This window comes from Micromonospora sp. NPDC049529, from assembly GCF_055586685.1.
In genome coordinates, this window is the sequence record NZ_JBVJHT010000003.1 from 35,386 (window position 1) to 56,777 (window position 21,392).

Annotated in this window: 20 protein-coding genes and 2 pseudogenes; 11 read left to right on the plus strand and 11 right to left on the minus strand. The window is 72.5% G+C overall.

The window, feature by feature from the left end:
* Positions 1-9: 9 nt before the first annotated feature.
* The 5 genes from ACZ6QQ_RS05365 to cofC all read right to left on the minus strand — a co-directional run bounded on the left by ACZ6QQ_RS05365 (position 10) and on the right by cofC (position 5,859).
* On the minus strand, positions 10-879 hold the full coding sequence (locus ACZ6QQ_RS05365) for an NUDIX hydrolase (RefSeq protein WP_465874614.1): 870 nt from the start codon (positions 877-879) through the stop codon (positions 10-12).
* On the minus strand, positions 876-2,405 hold the full coding sequence (locus tag ACZ6QQ_RS05370) for a CYTH and CHAD domain-containing protein (RefSeq protein WP_465874616.1): 1,530 nt from the start codon (positions 2,403-2,405) through the stop codon (positions 876-878). Before ACZ6QQ_RS05370 ends, ACZ6QQ_RS05365 begins: the two co-directional genes overlap by 4 nt.
* Before the next feature lie 34 nt (positions 2,406-2,439).
* Entirely contained in the window at positions 2,440-4,728 is a 2,289-nt protein-coding gene (locus ACZ6QQ_RS05375) for an RNA degradosome polyphosphate kinase (protein WP_465875020.1), read from the minus strand.
* Positions 4,729-4,980: 252 nt separating this feature from the next.
* Complete coding sequence (locus ACZ6QQ_RS05380; protein ID WP_465874618.1) at positions 4,981-5,178, minus strand: cold-shock protein; 198 nt, start codon at positions 5,176-5,178, stop codon at positions 4,981-4,983.
* A gap of 60 nt (positions 5,179-5,238) precedes the next feature.
* Positions 5,239-5,859 (minus strand): 2-phospho-L-lactate guanylyltransferase, encoded by a 621-nt coding sequence (gene cofC, locus ACZ6QQ_RS05385; RefSeq protein WP_465874620.1) that lies wholly within the window; start codon positions 5,857-5,859, stop codon positions 5,239-5,241.
* A gap of 128 nt (positions 5,860-5,987) precedes the next feature.
* On the opposite strand from cofC, the gene ACZ6QQ_RS05390 reads away from it, so the two are divergent.
* Genes ACZ6QQ_RS05390 through ACZ6QQ_RS05400 form a run of 3 tightly spaced genes read left to right on the plus strand, consistent with a single transcriptional unit; the run spans position 5,988 to position 8,895 of the window.
* The gene (locus tag ACZ6QQ_RS05390) at positions 5,988-6,737 is read left to right on the plus strand and encodes a lysophospholipid acyltransferase family protein (RefSeq protein WP_465874621.1); all 750 of its coding nucleotides are present in this window, start codon (positions 5,988-5,990) and stop codon (positions 6,735-6,737) included.
* Entirely contained in the window at positions 6,734-7,732 is a 999-nt protein-coding gene (locus ACZ6QQ_RS05395) for an NAD(P)H-dependent glycerol-3-phosphate dehydrogenase (RefSeq protein ID WP_465874622.1), read from the plus strand. The genes ACZ6QQ_RS05390 and ACZ6QQ_RS05395 overlap by 4 nt, the downstream gene beginning before the upstream one ends.
* 32 nt (positions 7,733-7,764) lie before the next feature.
* Entirely contained in the window at positions 7,765-8,895 is a 1,131-nt protein-coding gene (locus ACZ6QQ_RS05400) for a cystathionine gamma-lyase (protein WP_465874623.1), read from the plus strand.
* A gap of 163 nt (positions 8,896-9,058) precedes the next feature.
* Here ACZ6QQ_RS05400 and ACZ6QQ_RS05405 read toward each other — a convergent pair whose 3' ends face one another.
* Positions 9,059-9,280 (minus strand): DUF397 domain-containing protein, encoded by a 222-nt coding sequence (locus ACZ6QQ_RS05405; RefSeq protein ID WP_465874624.1) that lies wholly within the window; start codon positions 9,278-9,280, stop codon positions 9,059-9,061.
* 4 nt (positions 9,281-9,284) lie between these two features.
* Positions 9,285-10,130 carry a helix-turn-helix domain-containing protein gene (locus ACZ6QQ_RS05410; protein WP_465874625.1) on the minus strand — a complete coding sequence of 282 codons (846 nt, stop codon included), beginning with the start codon at positions 10,128-10,130 and terminating at the stop codon, positions 9,285-9,287.
* Positions 10,131-10,415: 285 nt separating this feature from the next.
* On the opposite strand from ACZ6QQ_RS05410, the gene ACZ6QQ_RS05415 reads away from it, so the two are divergent.
* From ACZ6QQ_RS05415 to ACZ6QQ_RS05425, 3 genes are all read left to right on the plus strand, one after another.
* Complete coding sequence (locus ACZ6QQ_RS05415; protein ID WP_281278644.1) at positions 10,416-10,538, plus strand: hypothetical protein; 123 nt, start codon at positions 10,416-10,418, stop codon at positions 10,536-10,538.
* A 222-nt stretch (positions 10,539-10,760) separates the two neighbouring features.
* Entirely contained in the window at positions 10,761-10,982 is a 222-nt protein-coding gene (locus tag ACZ6QQ_RS05420; RefSeq protein WP_329108301.1) for a hypothetical protein, read from the plus strand.
* A 222-nt stretch (positions 10,983-11,204) separates the two neighbouring features.
* Positions 11,205-12,305 carry a D-alanine--D-alanine ligase family protein gene (locus tag ACZ6QQ_RS05425; protein ID WP_465874626.1) on the plus strand — a complete coding sequence of 367 codons (1,101 nt, stop codon included), beginning with the start codon at positions 11,205-11,207 and terminating at the stop codon, positions 12,303-12,305.
* Positions 12,306-12,447: 142 nt separating this feature from the next.
* Here ACZ6QQ_RS05425 and ACZ6QQ_RS05430 read toward each other — a convergent pair whose 3' ends face one another.
* On the minus strand, positions 12,448-13,086 hold the full coding sequence (locus ACZ6QQ_RS05430) for a DUF3515 family protein (protein ID WP_465874627.1): 639 nt from the start codon (positions 13,084-13,086) through the stop codon (positions 12,448-12,450).
* A complete protein-coding gene (locus ACZ6QQ_RS05435) occupies positions 13,087-13,320 on the minus strand; it encodes an Lrp/AsnC ligand binding domain-containing protein (protein ID WP_326560463.1) in 234 nt (77 codons plus the stop codon).
* Between the two features lie 189 nt (positions 13,321-13,509).
* Here ACZ6QQ_RS05435 and ACZ6QQ_RS05440 point away from each other — a divergent pair, with 189 nt between their 5' ends.
* Together ACZ6QQ_RS05440 and ACZ6QQ_RS05445 are read left to right on the plus strand one after the other, a co-directional pair.
* The gene (locus tag ACZ6QQ_RS05440) at positions 13,510-14,448 is read left to right on the plus strand and encodes a thiamine-phosphate kinase (protein ID WP_465874628.1); all 939 of its coding nucleotides are present in this window, start codon (positions 13,510-13,512) and stop codon (positions 14,446-14,448) included.
* Positions 14,449-14,586: 138 nt separating this feature from the next.
* Positions 14,587-15,054, plus strand: a complete 468-nt coding sequence (locus ACZ6QQ_RS05445) for a GNAT family N-acetyltransferase (protein ID WP_465874629.1) — start codon at positions 14,587-14,589, stop codon at positions 15,052-15,054.
* 246 nt (positions 15,055-15,300) lie between these two features.
* Here the strand turns inward: ACZ6QQ_RS05445 and rpmB are convergent, their stop codons facing one another.
* Positions 15,301-15,492, minus strand: a complete 192-nt coding sequence (rpmB, locus tag ACZ6QQ_RS05450; protein ID WP_326560460.1) for a 50S ribosomal protein L28 — start codon at positions 15,490-15,492, stop codon at positions 15,301-15,303.
* 200 nt (positions 15,493-15,692) lie between these two features.
* Here rpmB and ACZ6QQ_RS05455 point away from each other — a divergent pair.
* The 3 genes and pseudogenes from ACZ6QQ_RS05455 to recG form a co-directional block, all read left to right on the plus strand.
* Positions 15,693-15,890: pseudogene (locus tag ACZ6QQ_RS05455) on the plus strand (DAK2 domain-containing protein); the annotation flags it as partial.
* A 111-nt stretch (positions 15,891-16,001) separates the two neighbouring features.
* Positions 16,002-17,483: pseudogene (locus ACZ6QQ_RS05460) on the plus strand (DAK2 domain-containing protein); the annotation flags it as partial.
* A gap of 20 nt (positions 17,484-17,503) precedes the next feature.
* On the plus strand, positions 17,504-19,726 hold the full coding sequence (gene recG / locus ACZ6QQ_RS05465; RefSeq protein ID WP_465874630.1) for an ATP-dependent DNA helicase RecG: 2,223 nt from the start codon (positions 17,504-17,506) through the stop codon (positions 19,724-19,726).
* 96 nt (positions 19,727-19,822) lie between these two features.
* On the opposite strand, the gene ACZ6QQ_RS05470 is transcribed toward recG, so the two are convergent.
* Positions 19,823-20,962, minus strand: a complete 1,140-nt coding sequence (locus ACZ6QQ_RS05470) for a cell wall anchor protein (protein ID WP_465874631.1) — start codon at positions 20,960-20,962, stop codon at positions 19,823-19,825.
* Positions 20,963-21,392: the final 430 nt, after the last annotated feature.

Consider the following 21,392-nt stretch of genomic DNA (forward strand, 5'->3'; position numbering starts at 1 on the left):
GGCCGGCGCTCAGAGCCGGTCGGCGCCGAGCAGGTGGTCGGCGGAGAAGGCGAGCAGCCAGCCGCCGGCCTTCGGGGTGCGGTAGTCGGCGGGTGCGCCGGACAGGTGCGCCAGCGCGCCCGGAATCACCTTGCCCTGGCTGCACGCCACCGCCGTACGGCCGTCCAGCGCCAGCTCGGTCAGCCGGGCGGCCAGCGCCAACGCGCACTCGGTGACGTCCTGCCCCGGCTTCGGCTCGTCGAGATCGGAGTCGACCTCGATCGGCAGGTCGAGGAGCGCGGCCAGCGGCTCCAGGGTCTGTACGCAGCGCCGCGCCGTCGCCGAGCGCAGCCGTACCGGGCGGATCAGCGCCGCCAGCGCGGCCACCGTACGGGCCTGCGCCACGCCCTCCGGGTCCAGCGGCCGGGCGGTGTCCGGCCCCGACCAGGTGGCCCGGCTGCCCGCCTTCGCGTGCCGGAACACCGCCAGCACCGAGGTCACCGGGGCCAGGGCGGCGAAGTCGCGCAGCACCCAGGTGTCGTGCGGGTACGTCACCAGTGCGATCGCCTCGTCCAGGGCGAGCCAGCGGATGTCGTCCACCTCGGTCTCCGGCTCGAACCCGCCCTCGGCGACCGCCCGCATCGCCCAGTAGTCCACCCGTTTCGGCCGGCCCTCGCTGAAGTACCGGACGCTGCGCAACCGGGCCTGCGGCACCGCCCGTACGCCCGCCTCCTCGGCGACCTCGCGTACGGCGGCGACCAGCGGGTGCTCGTCCGACTCCAGCTTGCCCTTCGGCAACGACCAGTCGTCGTAGCGCGGCCGGTGCACCAGGCACACCTGCACGCCACCCTCGGACGGGCGCCAGACGACACCGCCGGCCGCCCGGATCAGCGCGGTCACGGCAGCCAGTCCGTCCGGCTGCCCTTGGTGGTCTCGGCCCACGCCTCGGGGAACTCGGCCCGGACCGCCCGGATCGAGGCTCGTTCCCGTTCGACCAGCCGGCCGGCGGTCACCGCGAGGGCATGGTCGGTCGGATCGGCCGCCGCCACCTCCAGCCAGGTGTCGGCGGCCACCGCCGCGTCCTGGTGCTCGCCGAGCAGTTCCTGCACCCGGGACAGGGACTTGGCCAGCTTCCGGGCCCCGCCGCCGAGGACCGGGGCGACCGCGTCGACCGCGTACCGGGCCTTCTTGCCGTTGATCCGTACGGCGTGCCACCGCTCGTCCGGGGCGAGCGGGTCGAGGTCGGCGGCGGCGTCGCTGCCCTTGCCGCCCTTTGCCAGCCGGCGCCACGGCTTGGCGACCAGCTTCGGCAGTACGTCCTGGGCCCGCCCCCGCGCCGCCGGGGTCAACCGCGGCTCGCGGGTGGCGGCGACCAGCGCCTCGACCAGGGCCGCGTAGCGGGCCGAGCCGAGCGCCTCGTCGACGGCGCCCAGCGCCCGTTCGTGCCGTTGGGTCAGCACCGTGTCGATCCGGTCGACCGCCGCCGGATCCACCGGGCTGAGCGGGTCGGCGGCGGCCGTCACGTGCAGCCGGGCGCCGAGCACCTCCGCGTCGCGGGCCGCGCCGAGCACGTCGGCGAGCCACTTCAGCTCGTCGCGCAGCGGGCCGACCCACTCCGGTGCCAGCAGCGACCGGAACGTCCGCAGGTCGCTGCGCAGCCGCCGGCTGCCGACCCGCATCTGGTGTACGGCGGTGTCGTCGTCGCCGACCGGTTGGCGCAACCGGACCAGCGGGTCGTGGGTGAGCACCTTGCCGACGCCACGGCGGATCGCGTTCGTGACCACGTCGGCGGCGCTCGGCTTGCCCGGCAGGTCGGTCGGGCCGACCAGGTCGGGTGCACCGGCCGCCGCCTCGCCGAGCGCGCGTACGTGCTTGGGGGTGAAGCCGCCCGCGACGGCACCCGCCTCGCGCAGCGCCGCCTCCACTCGGTCGAGCAGGTCCCGGTCACCGCTCTTGCGTTCGACCTCGACCTCGCGGAACCGGGACCGGACCCGGTCGCCGTCGAGCACCGACACCGCGTCGTCGGCGATCTCGGCGAGCACCCGGTCGGCGCCGTCACGCAGCTCGTACGCGTGTCGCACGCTGCGGACCACGGCAGCCGGCAGCAGGGCCGCCCCGCGCGAGTACGCGGTGACCAGCGCGGTCAGCTCGGCCGGGGTCTCCCGCCGCTTGCCGGGGCGGGAGATCTCGTGTCGGGTGCCGGGCACGTCCGACGGGAGCTTGACCGTCCAGGGCAGCGGGTCACCCTTGCGGTGGCGCAGGGAGACACCGGCGCGGGCCAGCCGCAGGTCGGCGGTGTCGAGGTAGGTGGCAGTCAGGGTCACCGCGGGCAGCGCCACCACCCGGCCGCCGGCCGGCACCGTGGCGGACAGGTCCGGCAGCGCGAAATTCTCGTCAACCTCGTACTTGCGTTCCTCCTCCAACATCCGCCAAGCCTATCCACGCCGGTGCGCGCGGCGGCTACTTCGCGGTACGAGCCACCCGGCGCAGCATCGCGTCCTGGAAGTCGACCAGCGGTCGACCGGGCTCGCCGGACCGCCGGCTCCACGTCCCGTCCGGGTGCAACTCGAACGAGGCGACGTCGTCGCTCATCGCGGTGCTCAGCACCTGGTCCAGCTCGGCCCGCGCGACCGGGTCGGTGACCTGGACCAGCGCCTCCACCCGGCGGTCGAGGTTGCGGTGCATGAGGTCGGCCGAGCCGATCCAGAACTCGGCCGAGCCGCCCTGCGCGCCGACCGGCCGGCCACCGGCGGCCGCGTCGGCGGCCAGCGTGCCGCCGCCGTTGCCGAAGCGGAAGACCCGCGAGTGTTCGAGGAACCGGCCGAGGATCGACCGGACCCGGATGTTCTCCGACAGACCGGGTACGCCGGGCCGCAGCGTGCACATCCCCCGGATCATCAGGTCCACGTGCACCCCCGCCCGCGAGGCGCGGTAGAGCGCGTCCACGATGTCCTCGTCGACCAGCGAGTTCACCTTGATCTGCACCAGGCTCGGTACGCCGAGCGCGGCGTGCGCGATCTCCCGGTCGATCCGCTCGATGATCCCGCTGCGTACGCCGTCGGGGGCGACCAGGAGCCGGCGGAACCGGGTCTGCCGGCTGTAACCGGTCAGTACGTTGAACAGGTCGGTCAGGTCCGCCCCGACCTCCGGGTCGGCGGTGAGCATGCCGAAGTCCTCGTAGAGCCTGGCCGTCTTCGGGTGGTAGTTGCCGGTGCCGATGTGGCAGTAGCGGCGGATCTGGTTGCCCTCCTGGCGTACGACCAGGGCGGTCTTGCAGTGCGTCTTGAGCCCGACCAGGCCGTAGACGACGTGGCAGCCGGCCCGCTCCAGCACCCGTGCCCAGCCGATGTTGGCCACCTCGTCGAACCGGGCCTTCACCTCGACCAGCACCACCACCTGCTTGCCGGCGGCGGCGGCGTCGATCAGCGCGTCGACGATCGGGGAGTCGCCGCTGGTCCGGTAGAGGGTCTGCTTGATCGCGAGCACGTTCGGGTCGGCGGCGGCCTGCTCGATGAACCGTTGCACGCTGGTCGCGAACGAGTGGTACGGGTGGTGCACCAGGATGTCGCCGTCGCGCAGGGTGGCGAAGACGCTGCGCGGGACCTCGCCCTCGACCAGGCGCGGGTGGGTCGCCGGGACGAACGGGCGTTCCTTGAGGTCGGGCCGGTCGCACTCGTTGTAGACCTGCCAGAGCGAGGAGAGGTCGAGCAGCCCCGGCACCCGCAGCACGTCCTGGTCGTCCATGTCGAGTTCCCGGACCAGCAGGTCGAGCACGTGGTCGGAGATCGAGGAGGCGACCTCCAGGCGTACCGGCGGGCCGAAGCGGCGCCGGGCCAGTTCGCGTTCCAGGGCCTGGAGCAGGTCCTCGTCGCGGTCCTCGTCGACCTCCACCTCGGCGTTGCGGGTGATCCGGAACAGGTGGCACTCGGCCACCGTCATGCCGGGAAAGAGCTGGTTGAGGTGGGCCGCGATCAGGTCTTCCAGCGGCAGGAAGCGCATGCCGGGGGTGTCCCGTTCGACCCGGACGAAGCGGGGCACGTTGTTCGGCACCTTCACCCGGGCGAACAGTTCCGGCCCGCCGTCCGGGTCGCGTACGGCCACCGCGAGGTTCAGCGACCGGCTGGAGATGTACGGGAACGGGTGCGCCGGGTCGACGGCGAGCGGGGTGAGCACCGGGAAGATGTGTTCGCGGAAGTAGGTGCGCAGCCGTTCCCGTTCCGGTGCGGGCAGTTCGGCCCAGCGGATCAGGTGGATGTTCGCGGCGGCGAGCCGGGGCACCACGTCCTCGACGAAGCAGTTGGCGTGCCGGGCGACCAGGTCGGCGGTCTTCTCCGAGATCAGTTCGAGCTGGGTACGCAGCGGCAGCCGGTCGCCGCCGCGTACCGGCAGTCCGGCCTGTAGCCGGCGCTTCAGTCCGGCGATCCGCACCATGTAGAACTCGTCCAGGTTGCTGGCGAAGATGGCCAGGAACTTGGCGCGTTCCAGCAGCGGGGTGGTCGGGTCCTCGGCCAGGGCGAGGACCCGGGCGTTGAAGTCCAGCCAGGAGAGCTCCCGGTTGAGGAACCGGTCCTCGGGCAGTGGCTCGGCGGCGGGCGGCGGGTTGTCGGCCGGCGGCGGGGTGCCACCGGATCCCTGGTCGGCGCCGTTGCCGTCGGTCCGGACGAACCGTCCGTTCGGTCCCCGCTGGGGGGTGCCGGCCGGGACGAGTGGTTCGGAGTCCGGCAGTGCCGCACGGGGGGCGTCCGGCACTGCGGCCCGGGGGGCGTCCGGTAGTGCGGCCCGGGGGGCGGTGGTGGCCAGGGCGCGGCCGGGTGACTGGGGGCGAGGGTGGGCGGGCGGGGTGCTCACCGCTTCATCATTGCCCGAACCCGGTGAACGTAAAATGAACTTGCCGTCTTCGGATCACGGCAAGTCGGACAATGCGCGCGTCCGCGGTGATCGGATCCGGCCATCGGCTGCTGAAACGGGCTGATTCGTCCCTGTTTATCCGGGGGTGAATGATCACACCAGGCCGGGCAGGGTGATCCGGGTTACCTCACCGGACCCGCCGTACTCGATCTTCAGTCGTTGGCCGAGGCGGAGCAGCCGCAACCCCGAGTTGTCGAACGCCGCGGCGGGGAAGGCGACCTCGGTGCCGTCGTCCAGCAGCAACGTGCCGGAGCGGGTCTGCGGATCGTACGTCGCCACGGTGCCCTGCATGCCCAGCACCGTACACCGGGCCAGGCCGCCCCGGACGGCCCGACCGGGCGGGCGGAGCGGTCAGGGGAGCAGGGCGGCGGTGTGCCGGCCGAGGCCGAGCGCCGCCGCGGCCAGCAGGTCGGCCCGGGTGTCGACGTCCCGGCGCAGGCTCGCCCCGGCCCCGGTCAGGGCGAGCGCCCCGGACGCCGTGTGCGCCGACGCCGACTCCCCGCCGAAGCGCGGATCCAGGGGTACGCCGGCCGGTGCGACCAGCAGCACCGTACCGGTGCCCGGGGTGTCCGGGACGAACCGGCGCAGCCGGGGCGGACCGGCCGCCGACGCGGTCAGCGCGGCGGTCAGCTCGTCCGGCCGCAGCGCCGGCAGGTCGGCGGTGAGCGCGGCCACCCCGGTCCCGTCGACCAGGGTCGCACCGAGGGTGAACGCACCGTTCAGCCCGCCGGTCGGCGGATCCGGGGTGATCCGCGCCCCGAGCCCGCGCAACGCCCGACCGGCCGTTATGTCGTCGGTCACGACCAGCACCCCGGCGACCGCCGGACAGGCCAGCGCGGCACTCACCGTGTCCAGCGCCAGGGCCATGGCCAGCGACTCGTGCGCGACCCCCGGCAGCGCGCCACGCAGCCGACTCTTGGCCGCGCTGAGCCGCTTGACCGGCACCACCACGGTCCAGGTCGGTTCGGTCACCCGACCATCCTGCCAGCCGCGGGCACCGGCCCCTCGCTGGCCGTACCAGGGGCGAGCAGGCATGATTTCGCTGCGGGGCCGGGGCGGCCGGTGCCCCTGGGCACCCGGGAACAACGAGGAGGGGCATAGTGGCACGGCGCAGGCTGGGGTTCTGGCGGCGGTTCGCGATCGCGTTGGTGAAGCCGGCGCTGCGGGTCTGGACCCGACGGACCTGGGCCGGCATGGAACACCTGCCGACCTCGGGCGGCGTCATCATCGTGCCGAACCACATCTCGCACGCCGACCCGCTGGTGGTGGCGCACTACATCAACGACGCCGGCCGGTGGCCGCAGTTTCTCGGCAAGGCGAGCATCTTCCGGGTGCCGCTGGTCGGCTACATCCTGCTCCGGTGCCGGCAGATCCCGGTGGAGCGGGGCACCGTCGACGCCGCCCGGTCGCTGGAGACCCTGGTCGCCGCGGTCAACGACGGCGGCGCGGTGGTGATCTACCCGGAGGGCACCACCACCCGGGACCCCGACCTCTGGCCGATGCGCGGCAAGACCGGTGCGGCCCGGCTGGCCCTGGCCACCGGCGCCCCGGTCGTGCCGATCGCCATGTGGGGCGCGCAGAAGATGTTCGACCCCCGCAACGCCAAGCTCAACCTCCGCCCCCGGATCCCGGTAACGGTGGTCGCCGGAGCACCGGTCGACCTGGACCGGTGGACCGGTGCGGCGCCGACGAAGCAGGTACTGGACGAGATGACCAACGAGATAATGCTGCGCCTGCGCGACCAGCTCGCCGAGATCCGGGGCGGCACGCCGCCGCCGATCTGGGCGCCGAACGGCCAGCGCCAGACCGTCGCCGGTGAGCCCGAGCAGCACGCCGGGGACACCGCGTGACCGGCCATGTCGTTGTCCTCGGCGCCGGTTCCTGGGGTACGGCCTTCGCCAAGGTCCTCGCCGACGCCGGCCGGGACGTGACCATCTGGGCCCGCCGCGAGTCCGTGGTCGAGGCGATCCGGACCACCGGCCACAATTCCGAGTACCTGCCCGATCTGCGGTTGCCGCAGCGGGTCACCGCCACCACCGACGCCGCCGCCGCGATCGTCGGTGCCGACCTGGTGGTGCTCGCCGTACCGTCGCAGACGCTGCGCGGGAACCTGGCCGACTGGGCCGCGTACATCGAGCCCGACGCGACGCTGGTCTCCCTGATGAAGGGGATCGAGCTGGGCACGACCAAGCGGATGAGCCAGGTGATCATGGAAACCGCCGGGGTGTCCGAGGACCGGGTCGCGGTCGTCTCCGGTCCCAACCTGGCCCCCGAGATCGCCCTCGAACAGCCGGCCGCGACCGTGGTCGCCTGCACCGACATGGACCGCGCCACCCTGGTCCAGGCCTCGATCACCACGCCCTACTTCCGGCCCTACACCAACGACGACGTGATCGGCTGCGAACTCGGCGGCGCGGTGAAGAACGTGATCGCGCTCGCGTACGGCATGGCGACCGCGATGGGACTGGGCGACAACACCAAGGCCACCCTGATCACCCGGGGGCTGGCCGAGACCGCCCGCCTCGGCGTGGCGCTCGGCGCCGACCCGCTCACCTTCGCCGGGCTCGCCGGCATGGGCGACCTGGTCGCCTCCTGCTCGTCCCCGCTGTCGCGCAACCGGACCTTCGGCGAGCACCTCGGCCGGGGGGAGACCCTCGAACAGGCCCAGGTGGCGACCCGGCAGACCGCCGAGGGAGTCAAGAGCTGCCTGGCTATCCGGGACCTGTCCCGGGCGCACGGGGTGGAGATGCCGATCACCGAGCAGGTCGAGCTGGTCTGCCACGAGGGCGCGAACCCGCGCCTGGCGATGGCGGTGCTGATGAGCCGCAAGCCGAGACCGGAATGACCACCGGAACGCCGTACGGAGCAGGAGAGACGATGATCGACGAGCAGGACCCGCGCGGCTACGGTGACGGCACCCGGTGCGTGCACGCCGGACTTCCCGAGCCGGAGCCGGGCCAGCCGTTCCTGCCCGGTCCGGTGTTCGCCGCGCCGTACCACCTCGACCCGGCGGCCGGACCGGCGGCGAGCCCGAACGGCTACGGCCGGCCGGACAACCCCACCCGGCGGGCACTGGAGGCGGCCATCGGCGAGCTGGAGGGGGGCGACTGCCTCGCCTTCGCCAGCGGGCAGGCGGCGATCAGCGCCGTGCTGCTGGCACTGCTCAAGCCCGGTGACGGCGTGGTCCTGCCCACCGACGGCTACTTCCCGGTGCGCGCGTTCGCCACCTCGACCCTGGCCACCATGGGCGTACGGGTCGAGTTCGCGCCGACGGCCGGGCCGTACCCGTCGTTCGAGGGGGTCCGGCTGCTGCTGCTGGAGACGCCGGCCAACCCCGGCCTGGACGTCTGCGACGTGGCCGAACTCGCCGACCGGGCGCACGCCGCCGGGGCGTTGGTCGTGGTCGACAACACCACCGCCACCCCGCTCGGCCAGCGCCCGCTCGACCTCGGCGCGGACCTGGTCGTCGCCTCCGGTACCAAGGCGTTGACCGGCCACTCCGACCTGCTGCTCGGTTACCTGGCGACCCGGTCGGCCGAGCTGCTGGAGCCGTTGCGGGCCTGGCGGGCCACCACCGGCTCGGTTCCGGGCGCGTTCGACGCCTGGCTGGCGCACCGGTCGCTGGCCACCCTCGACCTGCGGCTGGCCCGGCAGAGCGCCAACGCGGCGGCGGTGGCGCTGGCGTTGAGCGAGCGGGCCGACGTGACCGGGCTGCGCTGGCCGGGCCTTGCCGGCGACCCGTCGTACCCGGTGGCGAGCCGGCAGATGCGCCGGGTGCCGGGGGTGCTCTCGTTCGACCTCGGCGACGCCGAGCGGGTGACCCGGTTCCTGCGCGCCGCCAGGCTGGTCTTCGCCGCGACCTCGTTCGGTGGTCTGCACAGCAGCGCCGACCGGCGGGCGCAGTGGGGCGACGACACCCCGGACGGTTTCGTCCGGCTCTCCTGCGGCGTGGAGGACACCGCCGACCTGGTCGCGGACATCACCACGGCACTCGACGCGGCCCGCTGAGGCCGAGCGACCTTCACGCGTACGACAACGGCGGAAGCCCCGATCGGAGGAGATCGGGGCTTCCGAGGTGCTGGTCGCGCTCGCTCGGTCGAGGCCGCCGAAGTCCCCACTGGGCCGGGCGGGCGCGGGTGTGGCGCTGGTCGATAGGCGCCGGTGGGCTCGATCAGTCGACGATCGGGCCGGTCGGCACGGCGCCGGCGAACGCCGACCAGGCGTTGGCGGGGAAGGTGAGGATCGGGCCGCCCGGGTCCTTGGAGTCCCGGACGCCGATCGCCTCGGTGGTGACGGCGAACTCCACGCAGGCGCCCTGGTCGCCACTGCGGCTGCTCTTGCGCCAGGCGGCCGTCGCGAAAGCGGCCATTGTGGTGGTGGTTGGAGCGGACATGTGTCTACCGTCCCTTCAGGAGGTTGGAGATCAGTTTGTTGCTCTCCTCCGGGCTCAGCGCCACGGTACGGAGGTGCTGCATGATCTTCGTGCAGGTGTCCAACTCGAGCGTGGTGTCGAAGGAGAGCTGACCTGCGACAGTCTCGACCGAGGCCAAGGGTTGATCATCTGGGCCGAATTCGAGGATGTGCAGTGATCCCCTGGTGCCCCGGTGGTAACCGGCGGAGAGCGGGATCACTCCGATCGTGATGTGCGGTATCTCGGAGAGCTTGATCAGGTGCTCCAGTTGCTCCGCCCAGACGTCGTCACCGCCGACCCGGCGCAGTAGCGCCACCTCGTCTATCACCGCGTCGAGAACCAGCGGATCGGGGGTGGCGGTCAGCCGTTTCTGGCGGTTGAGGCGGAACTGGACCCGCTCCTCGATCTCGTCGTCGCCCAGCGTGTGCGGGCCGCCGAGCATGATCGCCCGGATGTAGTCCGGAGTCTGCAACAGTCCCGGCACCAGGGACGGTTCGAAGGACTGGATGTACGTCGCCTCGGACTCCAGCGCGATGAAGTCGGCGGTCCTGCGGTCCAGCAGGTACGAGTACGACACCCACCAGCCGGGCTTCTTGGCCTCCTTCGCGAGATCGATCGTGTTCTTCAGCTCGTCACCGTCCACGTTGTAGTGCGTGAGCAGGGCGCGGACGGTTGCCGGGCTGGGCAGGCTGAGCGCGTTCTCGTATCTGGACAGCGTGCTGCGGGTGCTGTTGATCTCCTCGGCCGCGCGTTCGAGGGTCAACCCGGCAGCCTCGCGATAGGACTTGAGGGCGATGCCGAGGCGGCGGGCGCGAGCGGTCTTCGGTGCCATGGAGCAGAGTCTGACATACGTCGGCGAGAAAGTGTGCATGAGAGATCGCCCATGAGAGTTGCATTCACGCTTTCACGGATGGCAACCTGTGTTGGCGTCCTCGCTGCCGGTGGTCGTGTCGACGGTGGCGGCGAGTGACGGAAAGGGGAATGAGGCGCACGGTGGTCGGGGACCTCCCCCGGACCCGGCCGCCGTGTGCCCCACCCGCCGTGGACCCGGAGGTGTCGGATGACAGCGACCCCCTGTTGGCCTCGTGTCTCACGATGCCGATGGTGTACGCGGCCGGTGCTGCGCGACAACGACGGCGCGTGGATCCACGCCGACCTGGCGTACGTCTGCCGGGACCGCTCCGGCGGCCTGGCCGGCACCACGGCCGAACCCGAGGCGGTGGCCCGCCATGCCGGCTGACCAGGACGAGGAGCAGGACCAGTGCCCGCAATTGCGCCCGCACCCGCGCCCACATCGGCACCCGCGCCCACATCGGCACCCGCGCCCACATCGGCACCCGCGATCGCACCCACACCGTCACTCGCGACCGCTCTCACGAACGCATCCGCACCCGCATCCGCATCCGCCAGGGTGGGGGCGTGTCGCCCGGTCCGCTCGATCGGTGCCGGCAGGCCGCCCGTGGTGACCCGTTACCTCGTTGTCCTCACCGACGTCCGCCCGCTCAGCGTCGAGGGGCGCAACGAACGGGTGGAGCCGGAACGACGCCGCCAGGTCGTCGGCGCCACCAGCCGGGACGCCGCCGACCGGATCGCCGGCGCGTTCGCCGCGCTCGGCATGGTCCGGGCCGGACGGCAACGGGTCAAAGTCATCGCCGTCGGACGGCGATGTCCCGAACCGCACTGAATGCCGGGGCCCCCGGTGGTCGAGGTCCCCGACCACCGTGACCCTGGCCCGCGCCGCCCCGGGGCACCGGCTGGTGCCCGCCCGGCCGACTGCCCCGGGGCGGGTCCGCGGAACCGCGCGCCCGCAGCACGCTCCATACCATCGGTCGGGGTGAGCCTGCTCCTTGATCGAACTCCCGGCCTATCGACCCGCACGGCGGCCACGCAGAGTAGGGTCACCCGCGTGACAAGCCCACGGAAGACCCGCGTCGCAGTCGTCTTCGGCGGTCGTAGCACGGAGCATGCGATCTCCTGCGTGAGCGCCGGAAGCATCATCAACGCCTTGGATCCGGACGAGTACGAGGTGGTGCCGGTGGGCATCACCAAAGCCGGAGAATGGGTGCTGACCAGTGGTGACCCACAGCAATTGGTCATTACTGAACGTAATCTTCCGGAGATCACCGCGAGTGCCGGTTCCGCCGTCGTGCTGCCGGCCGACCCGACCGGTCACGGCCTGATGGTGCTCGACGCGACCGAGGGACCCGCCGCACTCGGCGACATCGACCTCGTCTTCCCCGCCCTGCACGGGGCGTACGGGGAGGACGGCACCATCCAGGGGCTGCTGGAGATGGCCGGCATCCCGTACGTCGGCTCCGGGGTCTTCGCCTCCGCCGCGGCGATGGACAAGGAGTTCACCAAGAAGCTCGCCGTGGCCGAGGGCATCCCCACCGGACCGTACGTGGTGCTGCGCAGCGGGATGACGCTCACCGAGCAGGACAAGGAACGGCTCGGCCTGCCGGTCTTCGTCAAGCCCTCCCGCGCCGGATCGTCGTACGGCATCACCAAGGTCTCCGACTGGGCCGACCTGGAGGCGGCGATCGTCACCGCCCGACAGATCGACGCGAAGGTGCTGGTCGAGGCGGCGATCGTCGGCCGGGAGATCGAGTGCGGGGTGCTGGAGGGCGAGGCCGGCGGCGGCCCGGAGGCATCCGTGCTGGCCGAGGTCCGGGTCGCGGGCGATCGCGAGTTCTACGACTTCGAGGCGAAGTACCTCGGCGACGCCTGCGAGTACGACATCCCGGCCGCGCTGCCCGAGCGGGTCACCCGGCAGGTCCAGGAGTACGCCTGCCGTACCTTCACCGCGCTGGACTGCGCCGGCCTGGCCCGGGTCGACTTCTTCGTCACGCCCGACCTGGAGATCTACCTCAACGAGATCAACACGATGCCGGGCTTCACCTCGACCTCGATGTTCCCGCAGATGTGGGCGGCGGCCGGGTTGGAGTACCCGAAGCTGGTCGACCGGTTGATCCGTACCGCCCTGCGGCGCGGCACCGGCCTACGCTGACCCACCCCGAACCGACTGACCCGAGCCCGACCCAACATCCGACCGGGCCCGCAGCCGTGGGCCCGGTCCGCTGCTTCCCACCGGTAGCAGACCCGGTCCGGCTTCCCCGGTCGGGCTTCCCTGGTCCGGTTCGGCGCTCGGTTCAGGCGACGCAGCCGGTGGGCCTCGTCGTCGCGGACGGGACGGCGGCGACCACCGGGTCGGCGATCGGCGCGATCCACTGCAACGGCGGGTCGTAGCCACGGGGCACGGTGACCCGCACCGGCACCTCGCGGTCCACCGTGACGAACACGGTCGCGTCCGTCTGCTCCTGCGCGTGCCAGCACACCTTGTTCACCACCCAGACCTGATCGGTCGGGGGGAACGAGGGCGGCGGGCTGCCGCAGGCCACCGTCACCGCCGGGTCGCCGTACGCGGCGTTCTGCTCCGGCCCGGCGCTGACCGGCCGCTGTGCCAGTTCGCCCAGGTTCGCCGGGAGCCGGGAGAGCAGCGCCCGGCAGACTGTCGCCGCCCGGTCGCCGAGCGGTACGGCGGTCACCGGCACCGGGGCGGTGGACTGCGCCCGTGGGGCTGCGGAGGTGGCCGACGGCGTCGGCTTCGCGGCGGCCTCCGAATCAGGCGCCAGCCGGCCGAAGGCGAACAACGCCACCAGCACGGTCAGTGGCAGGGCGACCACGGTCGCCCAGATCGCGGCCTGCCGCATGGACCCGTCCGCCGCCCCGGTGGTGGGCGATTCGGTGGATTCGGTGGAACCGGTCGATCCGGGAACGGGCTGTGCCATCTAGAGCCGCACCACCGAGCAGGTCAGGGTACGGGTGATCCCCGGCACCAACTGAACCTTGCTGACGATCATCTTGCCCAACTCGTCGACCGTGTGCGCCTCGGTGAGGACAACCACGTCGTACGGCCCGGTCACGGCATCGACCCGGACCACGCCCGAGATATCCGTGATCTGCGCGGCCACGTCACGCGCCCTTCCGACCTCGGTCTGGATGAGGATGTACGCCTGGACCACGACCCGACCTCCGTCCGCCGCCGAGCGGCTCGACCGTGAAAATACCGTACGGAGTGGGTCTGTTCCCCACCGGTGGTCAAGGGAGGCGCAAGTGAGCGTGCGGAGCGAGCGAATCGGTGGGTGTGGCGTGCTGGTGCGCCGACCGGCGCCGGATGCCCGGGTAACGGGCCCTGGCGCCGGGGTCGGCGCGTGAGCGTGGCCCGGGCCGGTGAGTTCGGTCTGATCGCGCGCGTCACCGCCCGGCTGGGCAGCGGCCCGTCGGTGCTGCTCGGCCCCGGCGACGACGCCGCCGTGGTGACCGCCCCGGACGGTCGGGTGGCCGCCTCGACGGACGTACTGGTCGAGGGGCGACACTTCCGGCGGGACTGGTCCTCGGCGGTTGATGTCGGGCACCGGGCCGCCGCCGCGAACCTGGCCGACATCGCCGCGATGGGAGCCCTGCCGACGGCGTTGCTGGTGGCGCTCTGCATCCCGGCCGACCTGGAGGTGCGCTGGGCCGAGGAGCTCGCCGACGGGCTCGGCGCGGAGGCGGCGCTGGTCGGGGCGAGCGTGGTCGGCGGCGACATGTCGGCGAGTCCGACGCTCACCATCGCCGTCACCGCCCTCGGTGACCTGGGTGGCCGGGCGCCCGTCGTGCGCAGCGGAGCACGGCCCGGCGACGTGGTCGCCCTCGCCGGCCGGGTCGGGTACGCCGCAGCCGGCTACACCGTGCTCTCGCGCGGATTCCGTACGCCGAAACTGCTGGTCGAGGCGTACCGGCGGCCGGAGGTGCCGTACCGGGCCGGACCGCAGGCAGCCCGCCTCGGCGCCACCTCGATGATCGACGTGTCGGACGGGCTGCTCGCCGATCTCGGACACGTGGCCACCGCCAGCGAGGTCGGCATCGACCTGCGTACCGCCGCCTTCGAGATGCCGGCCCAGATGCGGGACGCGGCGCACGCCCTCGGCGTCGACCCGTACGCCTGGGTGCTCGGCGGCGGGGACGACCACGCCCTGGCCGCGACGTTCCCGGCGCACCTCGCGCTGCCGGACGACTGGCGGGTGATCGGACGGGTGGTCGACGGGAGCGGGCTGACCGTCGACGGTAAGCCCTACCGGGGGCCGACCGGCTGGGACCACTTCCGGTAGCCCGGCACGGGTAGACCCGGCGGACGGACGTTTGACCTGTTCAGCGCCCGTTCGCCGGGAGATAACCCGGATTCCGGTGAGATCTTCCTGACCGGGAACCGGATCAGTAAGGGCCGGCTGCGGCCGTACCCTTTACGGGTGAGTGAGATCGAGATCCGCGTGGTGCGCTACGACTCCCTGGTGGCCCAGCAACTCGTCGCCGACGCCCTGGCCGACCTCGGCCTGCGGTACGGCGGCAGCGGCGACGAGACGCCGGTCGAGGTGAGCGATTTCGAGTCCCCGTCCGGGGCGTTCCTGGTCGCGTACCGGGGTGGTGAGGCGGTCGGTTGCGGCGGCTGGCGCAGCCACGGCGACGCGGGGGAGACGGCCGAGTTGAAGCGGATGTACACCGCCCCGGCCGCCCGTGGCCGGGGCGTGGCCCGCGCCGTACTGACGGCGGTCGAGCGTTCGGCACGCGAGCACGGTCGCAAACGCCTCATCCTGGAGTGCGGCGACCAGCAACCCGAGGCGATAGCGATGTACCAGGCCTGCGGCTACGTCCAGATCGAGAACTTCGGCTACTACCGAGACTCCCCCGGCTGCCTCTCCTTCGCCCGCCCCCTCTAACCCACCCCCACCCCCACCCGCCCCGCCCCCCCGCGCACCGCCGCCCACTCATGTAGAGAAAGAGTGGTTTCGGCACCCCGGATTACCACTCATTCTCTACAAGAGTGGCCGGCGGGCGGCGCGGGCGGCGCGGGCGGCGGGGGGGGGAGGGGAGGGAGGAACGCAAGTAGCCGTCGGGTCGTGGGGACCCGACGGCTGATGCTTGGGGTTCGGTGGGGTGCCGAACCGGGGGACGCGGTGGACGCGTCAGGCGCGGACGACCTTGCCGGCCTTGATGCAGGAGGTGCAGACCTGCATCTTGCGGGTGTTGCCGCCACCGGCCGGGGTGCGCACGGTCTGGATGTTCGGGTTCCAGCGGCGGTTGGTCCGCCGGTGCGAGTGGGAAACGTTGTGGCCGAAGCCCGGCCCCTTGCCACAGACGTCGCACACGCTAGCCACGGGATACTCCTGGGATTGATCGTTCATGAAGTCGCCGGCAGGGTGCTGTCCGGGCAACCTCGTCAGGCTACCCGATGCCCTGACCGGCCGGCGAATCGGCTCCACCCGCCGAGCACCAGGCGGGTACGCGGCGCGTCAACGAACCGTACGGCCGTCGCGGCGACCGGCACGCGTCGGTGCCCACCAGTAGGCTTCACGCCGTGCTGGAGACCCTCGACGCCGCCGCCGTCCGGCGGTGGTGCGCGGGCGGGCTGGCGGCACTCAAACGGCACCAGGCCGAGATCGACGAGCTGAACGTCTACCCGGTGCCCGACGGTGACACCGGCACCAACCTGGTGCTCACCCTCACCTCGGCCCAGCAGGCACTGGCGCTCGACCTGGACAACACGCCGGAGCAGACGCGGGCCGGCTCGGTGGAGGACACGCCGGAGCGGACGCGGGCCGGGTCGGCGCGGGACACGCGGGGCCGGGGCCGCTCGGCGGGGGAGACGCCGACCGGTGGGCCGGTCGGGCAGAGCCCGCACGGGCGGGTGCTGCGGCTGATGGCCCGGGGGGCGTTGCTCGGCGCCCGGGGCAACTCCGGCGTGATCGTCTCGCAGATCCTGCGCGGCCTGGCCGACACGCTCGCCACCTCGACCGTCGTACGTGGGCGGGACCTGGCCCGCGCCCTGGGGGCGGCGAGCGCGGCGGCGTACGCGGCGGTGGCGGTGCCGGTCGAGGGGACCGTACTGAGTGTTGTCGCGGCGGCGGCCGAGGCGGCTGCCCGGGACGACTCCGACGAGTTGGGGGCGGTGGCGCGGGCGGCCGCCGACGGCGGTGCGGACGCGTTGGCGCGTACTCCCGAGCAGTTGCCGGTGCTGGCCCGCGCCGGGGTCGTCGACGCCGGTGGGCGCGGCCTCTGCGTGCTGCTCGACGCGCTGGTCGAGGTGATCACCGGTGCGGCCCCGCAGCGTGCGGCGCCCACCGTCCCGGCGTCCGTGCCGGCCGGGCCGGTCACCGCGGTCCGGGAGACCGGCGCCGAGACGTACGCCTACGAGGTGCAGTTCCTGCTCGACGCCGAGCCGGCGGCGGTGCGACGGTTGCGGGAGGTCCTCGCCGGGCTCGGCGACTCACTGGTGGTGGTGGGCGACGAGGCGACCTCCGGGGCGGTCACCACCTGGAACGTGCACGTGCACGTCAACGATGTCGGTGCGGCGGTGGAGGCCGGAGTGAACGCCGGCCGGCCGTACCACATCTCGGTCGTCCGCTTCGCCGATCCGCTGACCGGTGCCGGGACGTCGGAACAGGCCGGTGCCGGGGCGTGGGAGCAGGCCGCCGGTGCAGGGGCGCGGGAAGCCGAGCGGGAGCGGTCGGCGGTGGTGGTCGCGCACGGTGCGGGGCTGGCCGAACTCGTCGCCGCCGAGGGCGCCACCGTGGTCGCGGGCAACCCGTCGACGCGTGACCTGCTCGCCGCGATCCGGTCCACCGGCGCCGCCCAGGTGGTGGTCCTGCCCAACGACCCGAACACCCAGGCGGTGGCGAACGCCGCCGCGAAGGAGGCGCACGGCCACGGGGTGAAGGTCAGCGTGGTGCCGACCCGCTCGCCGGTGCAGGCGCTGGCGGCGCTCGCCGTACGCGACCCGGGGCGCCGGTTCGAGGACGACGTCATCGCGATGGCCGAGGCGGCCGGGGCGTGCCGGTACGGCGAGGTCTGCCACGCCACCCGGGAGGCGCTGACGGTGGCCGGGCGGTGCCAGCCCGGTGACGTACTGGCGCTGGTCGAGGGCGAGGTGCACCTGATCGGCACCGAACTGCTGCCGACCTGCACCGGGCTGATCGACCGGATGCTCGGCGGCGGCGGCGAACTGGTCACCCTGCTGCTCGGTGCCGACGCGCCGGCCGGGCTCGCCGACGCCGTACGGGCCCACGTGTCGGGCCGCTGGCCGTTCGTGGAGGTGCACGATTATCCCGGCGGGCAGCCGTTCTACCCGCTGCTGGTGGGGATCGAATGACCGAGCGGGGAGCAGAAGGCATGACCGAGCCGTCGACGCCCGAGACGCCACTGCGGCTGACGGCCGACACACCGCTGAAGACACCGCTCGGCGACAAGACCGCCAAGGCGCTCGCCAGCCACCTCGACCTGCACACCGTCGGTGACCTGCTCTACCACTTCCCCCGCCGGTACGACGAACGCGGCGAGCACACCGACATCCGGTCGCTGGAGATCGGCGAGCAGGTGACCGTCCTCGGCCAGGTGCAGCGGACCACGGTCCGGCCGATGCGGCAGCGGCGCGGCAACCTGCTGGAGGTGGTCGTCGGCGACTCCTCCGGCGGCACCCTGACCCTGACCTTCTTCGGCAACCAGGCCTGGCGCGAGCGGGAGCTGCGTCCCGGCCGGTGGGGACTGTTCGCCGGCAAGGTGACCGAGTTCCGGGGCAGACGGCAACTCAACGGCCCCGAGTACGTCCTGCTCGGCGAGGGTGCGGCCGACGGTGAGGTGGCGGCCGCCGAGGAGGTCGAGGAGTTCGCCGGTGCGCTGATCCCGGTCTACCCGGCCGCGGCGGCGGTGCCGACCTGGGTGATCGCCCGCTGCGTCCGGGTGGTGCTGGACACCGTGACGATGCCCGAGGACCCGTTGCCGGCGACCCTGCGGGCCAGCCGGAACCTGATCGGGCTCGGCACCGCGCTGAGGGAGATCCACCGGCCGGGGACCAAGGAGGACCTGTACCGGGCCCGGCACCGGCTCAAGTGGGACGAGGCGTTCGCCGTACAGCTGACGTTGGTGCAGCGCAAGCACCGCGCGGCGGCGTGGCCGGCGCGACCCCGACCGGCCCGCGACGCCGGCCTGCTGGCCGCCTTCGACGCGCGCCTGCCCTACGAGCTGACCGAGGGGCAGCGCGCGGTCGGCGAGGAGATCGCCACCGACCTGGCCACCGCCCACCCGATGCACCGGCTGTTGCAGGGCGAGGTCGGTTCGGGCAAGACCGTGTGCGCGCTGCGCGCCATGCTCCAGGTGGTCGACGACGGGGGCCAGGCGGCGCTGCTGGCGCCGACCGAGGTGCTCGCCGCCCAGCACTTCCGGGGCATGCTCGACCTGCTCGGCCCGCTCGGCCGGGCCGGCGAACTCGACGGCGACCCGGCCGGGACACGGGTCGCGCTGGTCACCGGGTCGCTCGGCGCGGCGGCCCGACGGGCCGCGCTGGAAGAGGTGGCCGCCGGCCGCGCCGGCATCGTGCTGGGCACCCATGCCCTGCTGTACGAGGGCGTCGACTTCGCCGACCTGGGCCTGGTGGTGGTCGACGAGCAGCACCGGTTCGGGGTGGAGCAGCGGGACGCGTTGCGGGCCAAGGCGGAGCAGCCGCCGCACGTGCTGGTGATGACCGCGACCCCGATCCCGCGCACGGTCGCGATGACCGTCTACGGCGACCTGGAGGTCTCCACCCTGGCCCAGTTGCCGCGTGGCCGCTCGCCGATCGCCTCGCACGTGGTGCCGGCGTCGGAGAAGCCGGCGTTCCTGGACCGGGCCTGGCGCCGGCTGCGCGAGGAGGTGGGCGCCGGACACCAGGCGTACGTGGTCTGCCCGCGCATCGGCGACGGCCCGGCCTCGGCGGAGGAGGCACCGGCGGACGAGTCCGCGAAGCGCCCCCCGCTGGCGGTGACCGAGGTGGCGCCGCTGCTGGCCGAGGGGCCACTGCACGGGCTGCGGATCGGGGTGCTGCACGGGCGGCTGCCGGCGGACGAGAAGGACGCCGTGATGCGCTCCTTCGCCGCCGGGGACCTGGACGTGCTGGTCGCCACGACGGTGGTCGAGGTCGGGGTGGACGTACCGAACGCCACCGTGATGATCGTGCTCGACGCCGACCGGTTCGGCGTCTCCCAGTTGCACCAGCTCCGGGGGCGGGTGGGGCGGGGTTCGGCGGCCGGCCTCTGCCTGCTGGTCTCCGAGGCGCTGGAGGGTACGCCGGCCCGCGAGCGGCTGGACGCGGTCGCCTCCACCTCGGACGGTTTCCGGTTGGCGGAGCTGGACCTGGAGCAGCGCCGCGAGGGGGACGTGCTCGGCGCGACCCAGTCCGGTCGGCGTTCGCACCTGCGGCTGCTTTCGCTGCTGCGGGACACCGACCTGATCCGGGACGCGCGGGTGGAGGCGATCGCCCTGGTCGAGGAGGATCCGGAGTTGACCGGTCAGCCGGCCCTGGCCGCCTCGGTGGCTGCCCTGGTCGACGAGGAACGCGCGGAGTACCTGGAGAAGGGCTGAGCCGGCAAAAACTCGCGGGCGTACCGACCATATGGTCGGTACGCCCGCGAGTTTTTGCTTCGGTGCGCTTGGTTCAGTTCACCTGCCTCGGCGGGATCAGACGGTGAAGGTCAGCCGGCGACGGCGGGCCAGTACGAAGAGCGCGATACCGGCGGCGAGCAGGACCAGCGCGCCGGCGGCGATGCCACCGGCGGCAGCACCGGTGACCGGCAGACCGCCGCCGCCACCACCGCAGTCCTCGGGCTTCTCCCAGGCGATCGGTGTGGTGTCATCGAGGCCCTCGGCGCTCGGGGTGACGGTCAGACCCTCCGAGGCCGGGAACTTCGCGGTCTCGGTCGTGCCCGGCGCCACGGTCAGGGTCTTCGGCTCACCGGTGCTCGGGGTGAGCGTCAGGGTGACCGGCTCGCCGTCTTCCGGATTGCTGATCATGAAGATGAGTTCCTCGCAGGTGGACTCGTAGCCGCCCACCGGCTCGCCTGGCTCGACGCAGTTCTCCGGCTCGGCCCAGGTGATGGTCTTACCGACCTGCTTGTCACCCTCGGTGATTTTGATCTCGCCGGCATTGGCCGGTACGACGATGTCGTCCTTGCTCGTGCCGGGCTTCAGCGTGTAGGTCTTGTCGAAGCCGGTGGCCTTGACCCGGAGTACCGCGTCTGCGGTGGCGTCCTCGCCGTTGCTGAGGGTTACCTGGACGGTGCCGTCGCAAGCCGACGAGGTGGACGCGTTCGGGCTGCTCACCTTGGCCGGAGGAGTCGTCGGTGTGACGGTCGGCGTGGGGCTGGGTGACGCCGAAGGGCTGGGCTCCGGGGTCTCCTTGACGCAGGTACCCTCCAGGGTGACGTTGCCCTCGCGAAGGTCCTTCTCGCGGAACCCGTCGCTCCAGGTTGCCTTCACGTCGAGTTCGGCCTTGGTGAGGGTGCCGGGAACCCGCTGGGTGCCCACGATCGGGGTGTCGACCGGGTAGTCCTTGTTGCGGACGATGCCATCGATCGCGGCGTCCTGCGGGGTTGTGCGGATGTAGTGCAGCTTGAACTTGTCGGAATCGAAGTGCAGGGTGCTCTCGACCTTCCAGGTGACCACCCACTCGCCGGTCTTGGTGTCGCAGACGGCGCTACCGGAGGGCACGGAGATGTGGGCACTGGCGGGAGCGGCTACGGCGACTGCTGCAGCGAGACCCACGAAGGTGGCCCCGAGTACGGCGAGCGGCCGCCGGAGCGACAGCTTGGGACGAATCACAGGTACTCCTGAGGGATGAAAGCTTCAGGACACGACGAGGAGTGACGAGAACGGTCGCTGCCGAATAAGGCGCGATCCGCGTTGACGCCTCCCCGACGTCGTACGCCGGTTGAGTCGTACCGGCACAGCGCCCGACCTTAGCGATGTCGACGGAGCAGCGACAGTCTTGAGCAGCAGTTAAGGATTCTGTTATTCATTCGAGATAGTCGACGTTGCGGGAAGTTCCACGGGAATTTGCATCTGGGTACATGTTCTGCGGTTCCGTACTGGCTCGACTGCTCAGAGTGATTTCCGTCGATCGTCCGAAGTGGTTGGTCGGCTTGTGGCGGAGAATGCCGAGGGCGGGGGGGGGGGGGGGGGGGGGGGGGGGGGGGGGGGGGGGGTGGGGGGGGGGGGGGGGGGGGAGGGGAAAGAGAAGGGGGGGGGGAGG